This is a genomic window from Thalassolituus sp. UBA2590 (assembly GCF_002339775.1).
In the GTDB taxonomy this organism is placed as follows: domain Bacteria; phylum Pseudomonadota; class Gammaproteobacteria; order Pseudomonadales; family Oceanobacteraceae; genus Thalassolituus.
The window spans coordinates 1-5661 of record NZ_DDKU01000045.1 but is presented as its reverse complement, the minus strand read 5'-3'; the positions used below and the strand labels follow the sequence as shown (position 1 = coordinate 5661).

The following is a 5661-nucleotide window of genomic DNA, read 5'->3' as shown; positions in this document are numbered from 1 at the left end:
GTGCTGACGACTACATCCCCAAGCCATTCTCTCCACGCGAACTGGTTGCTCGTCTGAAGGCCGTATTGCGCCGGGCAACCCCACCGGGCGTCGAGGAAACCATCGAAGTTAATGGCCTGATTCTAGACCCCGTATGCCACCGAGTGATGGCCCACGACAAAGCGGTTGATGTGGGCCCTACCGAGTACCGACTACTGCAATTTTTTATGACACACCAGGAGCGTGCTTACTCGCGCTCTCAACTTCTGGATCAGGTCTGGGGTGGCAACGTTTATGTCGAAGAACGCACGGTGGATGTGCATATCCGTCGTCTTCGCAAGGCGCTGGGCCAGTCGCATGAGCAGCTGATTCAGACAGTTCGCGGTACCGGTTACCGCTTTTCAACCAAAGCGTCCTGATCATGCCGGGCTGGCGTCAGGAGCTTAAACGGCTCCTGCTTCTGCTAGCCGTTGGCCTGAGCGGGCTCTGGTGGAGCCCCTGGCCGTTCCTGCCTCTGGCAGTAATCAGTCTGCTGATTCTGTTCTGGCATCTACGTCAGGCCATCCGCATGAAGCACTGGTTGACCCGTTACGAATCTCAGGAAGCTCCGGCCACCAGCGGTATCTGGCAGGATCTCATCAAACTCAGCTTGCGCCCAACCAAGCGTAGCCAACGCTATCGCCATAAATTACAGGCGCTGTTTGATCGGCTTCAGGATTCCACCTCCGCTCTGCAGGAAGGCATCATCATGGTGGATCGCCATGGCAATCTTGAATGGTGGAACCGCTCTGCAGGAAAGATGCTGGGACTGCGTGACCCGATCGATATCAACCAGCCCATCACCAACCTGATACGTGCACCTGAGTTCACGGCCTATTTCTCGAGGGGCGAGTTCGATACCCCACTGGAGCTGAACTCACCGATTGCCAAAGACATGTGCCTGTCTCTGAATATTACGCCGTTCGGCCGCAACGAGCGCCTGATTGTCGCTCATGACGTCAGCCGTCTGCGGCAGCTCGAGCAAATGCGCAAAGACTTCGTCGGTAACGTCAGCCATGAACTGAGAACGCCCCTTACGGTCATTCAGGGTTACCTTGAAACCTTTGAAGATATTATCCCAGAGCGGGCCCGGCGCATGCTGACACAGATGCAGGAGCAGGCTTCACGAATGGATTCATTAGTGCGCGACCTGCTCGCCTTGTCGCGCCTTGAGAATGGGGCACACGACCCCAGGACGAGTGTTGATGTCCTCACACTGCTGGAGCAGATCACAGAAGAAGCTATCGCGGTGTCCGCAGGACAACACGACATACGCCTGAACATAGAAAGCGACGACAGCCTCAGCGGCTATGAGCACGAGTTACGCAGTGCGTTCACCAACATTATCATTAATGCAGTGAAATACACTCCCTCCGGGGGTTCCATCCATATTCGCTGGTATCGGGACGGGGAGAGTCTGTGCCTGGAAGTGAAAGACTCGGGTATCGGCATTGAAGAACATCACCTCCCGCGCCTGACCGAGCGATTTTATCGCGCCGATCCAAGCCGCAGTAAAAACACCGGAGGCACGGGGTTAGGTCTCGCGATCGTAAAACATGTGCTACTACGCCACGCTGGCAACCTGCTGGTCACCAGCGACTACGGGAAAGGAAGCTGCTTTACCGCCTGCTTCGAAGCGCCTGTTCACCTTCCGGCATCAGCGGACTTTCGCAATGAAACGCGAAAGCACGGCTAATTTATCTTCGTCGTCATCCACAAACCGGATAAGCATCTGAATTGTCTCGGCTTCTGGGTGCGGCTCCTGAGCCTGCATCATGCGGACATAGCCATTGATACGCGCCACATCGCCTGAATCCTGATCAACAATATCGGCAACCGCAGGTTCCAACAGCGCAGGCAGGGCGCCATCTCTGCGGAATACGCCGATCATTTCCTGCAGATTAATGTCCTTCAGTACCAACTTGGCAGAGCTACCCGAACCGAAACGAACACTCGCTACCCCCCTTGCCTTGGACTTAGGCTTAGAAGCCGGGGCAGCTTCTGGAGAGGAGGAACCTCCCATAAGTACGCTCGCACCGCCCATATCCTGAGCTACCGGTTTGCCCGCACCTTTACCACCAGAGGCATCGCCACCAGCAGGTTTACCCATCAGAACATCTGCTGATTGCTGTCCGGGCATTCCCTTGAACGCAGGTCCCTCACCCGGCTTCACGCCAAGATGCTTGGCAACAACTTTAGAAACCTTGGCGACGAAATTTTCCCGTGTGAAAGGCTTGCCGATGTAGTCCGAAACTCCAGACTGCACAGCCTTAACGACGTGATCACGATCACCACGACTGGTGATCATCATAAAAGGGGTTTTCTTGTAACGCTCATCAGATCTCATCCACTCGAGAACCTCGATGCCCGACATCTCAGGCATCTCCCAGTCACACAGGACGAGATTAATTTCACGTTGATTCATCACAGTCACGGCCTTACGACCATCGACCGCTTCATTAATCTCACAGCCGGGATAGGTATCCCTGACTGCTTTTTTTACCAGGTCGCGGACGAACGCTGCGTCATCAACGACCAGAACCCTCAGTTTCATCGTGCGTCAGCCTTGGAGTAACGTCTTCTGTTAACTCAGCATAGCTGCTTTTGCCAGAATCGCTGCCAAAGGGCATACGTTCCAGTCGCATCAGAGTCGCTCCAATCACGGCTGCAGGCATAATAAACAGGTTAACCACGGGCACAGTCAGCAGAAGCGCCACCAGCAAGCCAAACCCCATTACCGTCCATAAATCCTCAGCCAATCTCTCACGAACTTCTGCAAACGGCTTAGCATGGTTATCAAACGAAAGATCCATGTACTGAATCGCCATCATCCAGCCGCCAAACCAGAACCACAAGGGAGGAGCGACAAGCTGCCCGATACCGGGAATCCAGCCAAGTAGAAAAATACCGAGATAACGCGGCAGGTAGTACCCCACTTTAGTCAGTTCCCGCCCGAGGGTACGGATCGTCATTGCCGGAATGGATTCATCCGGAATCGAGTGCCCCTGCAAAGTTTCAACACGCTCAGCCAACAGGCCATTCAGCGGCCCCGCAATAATCATCAGGACGGCACTGAAGAAGTACACCAGTGACAACACCAGAAAGATGACGACCAGCGGCATCAGTATCCAATACAGAAAAGATAGCCATCCGGGTAACAGGTCAACCAACTGACCAATCCAGGCATCCAGCTGGCTGATGCCCCAGACACTGGCGAAGCCCATAACAATGATGTTCAGTAATAGTGGAAACGCCACGTAGCGACGCAGCCCGGGGGTTCTCAGGTTCTGAAAACCACGCCAGACATACTGCATACCGGTGAAAGGATTACCGCTCATGATTCCCTCGTGCATCTAAGAAAAGCCTTTTATACAATCCTCGCCCTTTGTTGACCACCCAGGAGTGCCGGACATGACCCCGGAACGCTACGACCGCATCCGTAAAACCCTTGAGATGCGCCAGCCGGACCTTACCGTCATTACGGACGAAGTGTATAAACCGCATAATCTTGCAGCCATTGCACGTACCTGCGATGCGGTTGGTATTCCCAAGATTCACTGCGTCTGGCCACGTGATCGTTACCGCCTGAAAACAGCCGCAACCGCCGGCTCATCCGACTGGATCGAGGTTCAGACTCACGCCGATATAGAAACCGGGATTCGTGAGTTACAGGACAAAGGCGTAAAAGTCGTAGCGGCTCACCTCACCGATCGCGCCATTGACTACCGCGATTATGACTTTACTCAGCCAACCGCCTTACTTATGGGCACTGAAAAAGAAGGCGTCAGTGATGTTGCCTCTGATATGGCTGACGAGCACCTGATTATCCCGATGCGGGGCATGGTGCAATCGTTCAACGTATCCGTGGCAGCGGCTATTATTCTCAATGAGGCTCATTACCAACGTCAGGCCGCGGGCATGTATGACGCACAACGCCTGCCGGATGAATGGTTTGATCGCTTACTGTTCGAATGGTGCCAGCCCAAGATTGCGCGCTTGTGCCGGGAAAATAATCTCAGCTATCCTGAGTTACGGGAAGATGGAGAGTTGGCAGACCCGCAAGGTTTTTCTGATCTGTACAATGCGCATAGGGCAGCCAAAAAGAAGGGGTGAAAGCCCTGACTTGAACAGATTGTTACAAAACAAAAAGTGCAACAAAGCGTACAGATCAGTAATATCGAACAATAGTGTTACTCAGCGTTTCTGAGTCAAAGTAACACTGTAAGTTATTCGCCCACCTATTTGTGCGATATATCTCACAAGCGGGTGGGAAATATAGGCATAACACTGTCTTAATCCCCGCACATCCCTCACAAGAAAAACCCAACTCTTTGTTTTTAAAAGAATTTTCTAGTAAGCACTGGCATTTGACGACACGACCTGTCGCAATAGTCACGTAACACGAACTCACAGTTTTGTTATCTTTAATTTCGCAGGACGCAAGGCGCTGATGGGATCAGCAAGCAGGATGCAGGATTCGGCAGGATCGCCGGGCAGGATGCACAGGGACGATACAGGAAGCGAAGGAATATTGTGGCCAGGAGGCCAACCAGGACGGTAGAGAGGATCTCGCTCAAGGACGATATACCAGGAAGGTATAGGGTGCTGTGGCGGTGAGGACAGGATGTCCTGGCCGCCCATTTAGCTCCCGGCCCATCGTAATGGCATCCCCCCATTTTCAGTTACCCCCAAGCTAGTTACTTCAAGCACTCTCACGACCGATACTCTTGGGTAACACGTTATGCGTTCAGTAACCCTGAAATCAGCTTAGTAACAGCATTTTTCCACTCATTAATTCCGCCTCTGGAACACCGGCCATATAGTGACACATATATCACTTAAAGCTCGTCAAATTTCCATCAACGACAGTACAAAAGGCAACCATCAGCATACTCACTGTTGTGGTGCTTACCCGAGGCTGTGCCATCCTGTATCTGTACAAAGATCACACCGGAAGAACAGTATGCCATCACCATCACTTAAGCTGCGCCTCGGGCAGCTACTTCTGAACCGACGCGCAATTACCCGTAAGCAGTTGGATGATGCACTTCAATACCAGAAAGAACACGCAGGAGCCAAACTCGGTGAAGCACTGATCGCTCTGGGCGCTATTGATGAAGGGTTACTCAAGCGCGTACTGCGCCAGCAGCGCTGGTTGCGCCCGTGCGCCACCTGCTTTGCACTTCTTTCACCTATGTCAGTGACCTACGCCTACGATCCCGAAGAGCACATGCTTTCTGCTCAGGACGAAGCTGCAACCTACTGGTACCTGCAGGGAGAAGAACAGCAAAGCTACAACGAGTCAGAACAGGCTATGCGAATTCTTTCGACCGCGTACGATCTGTACAAAGGTGAACCACAAGCCGGTGAATGGCGCTACAGTCTGAGTGAGACAGATAACAGCGAGGGCTATCAGGTCGAAGTGAAGGTTTTTTTCTGAGAGCAGAACAATCCGGAAAACAGAATGCTGGAAAAGAAAAAAGCCCGTACATCCGTACGGGCTTTTTTGTATGGTGCCGGCACCAAGAGTCGAACTCGGGACCTACTGATTACAAGTCAGTTGCTCTACCAACTGAGCTATACCGGCTTAGAAAGATCAGAATTTTACATCAATAATTTCAATGTTGGAAGTTGGTCTATTGA

6 protein-coding genes and 1 tRNA gene are annotated in these 5661 nt (G+C 52.6%); 4 read left to right on the top strand and 3 right to left on the bottom strand.

The features are described 5' to 3' along the window. Both B2067_RS03980 and phoR read left to right on the top strand, forming a co-directional pair. The coding region (locus B2067_RS03980; protein WP_301387534.1) for a winged helix-turn-helix domain-containing protein at positions 1–398 on the top strand (398 nt) is incomplete at its 5' end. 2 nt (positions 399–400) lie between these two features. After that, positions 401–1714, top strand: a complete 1314-nt coding sequence (gene phoR, locus B2067_RS03975; RefSeq protein WP_068439054.1) for a phosphate regulon sensor histidine kinase PhoR — start codon at positions 401–403, stop codon at positions 1712–1714. Here the strand turns inward: phoR and B2067_RS03970 are convergent. Together B2067_RS03970 and cysZ are read right to left on the bottom strand one after the other, a co-directional pair. Continuing rightward, complete coding sequence (locus B2067_RS03970) at positions 1676–2572, bottom strand: response regulator (protein WP_068441812.1); 897 nt, start codon at positions 2570–2572, stop codon at positions 1676–1678. The two genes, phoR and B2067_RS03970, sit on opposite strands and share 39 nt — an antisense overlap. Then, positions 2547–3356, bottom strand: coding sequence for a sulfate transporter CysZ (gene cysZ / locus B2067_RS03965; protein WP_301387532.1), 810 nt, complete (start codon positions 3354–3356; stop codon positions 2547–2549). The genes B2067_RS03970 and cysZ overlap by 26 nt, the downstream gene beginning before the upstream one ends. A 73-nt stretch (positions 3357–3429) precedes the next feature. Between cysZ and trmH the strand changes: the two genes are divergently transcribed. After that, positions 3430–4131: a tRNA (guanosine(18)-2'-O)-methyltransferase TrmH gene (gene trmH / locus B2067_RS03960; RefSeq protein WP_301387531.1), complete on the top strand. Its 702-nt coding sequence runs from the start codon at positions 3430–3432 to the stop codon at positions 4129–4131. Positions 4132–4981: 850 nt separating this feature from the next. Continuing rightward, the gene (locus B2067_RS03955; RefSeq protein ID WP_297531578.1) at positions 4982–5458 is read left to right on the top strand and encodes a hypothetical protein; all 477 of its coding nucleotides are present in this window, start codon (positions 4982–4984) and stop codon (positions 5456–5458) included. 71 nt (positions 5459–5529) lie between these two features. On the opposite strand, the gene B2067_RS03950 is transcribed toward B2067_RS03955, so the two are convergent. After that, positions 5530–5605: transfer RNA gene (locus tag B2067_RS03950), tRNA-Thr, on the bottom strand. Between the last annotated feature and the right edge of the window lie 56 nt (positions 5606–5661).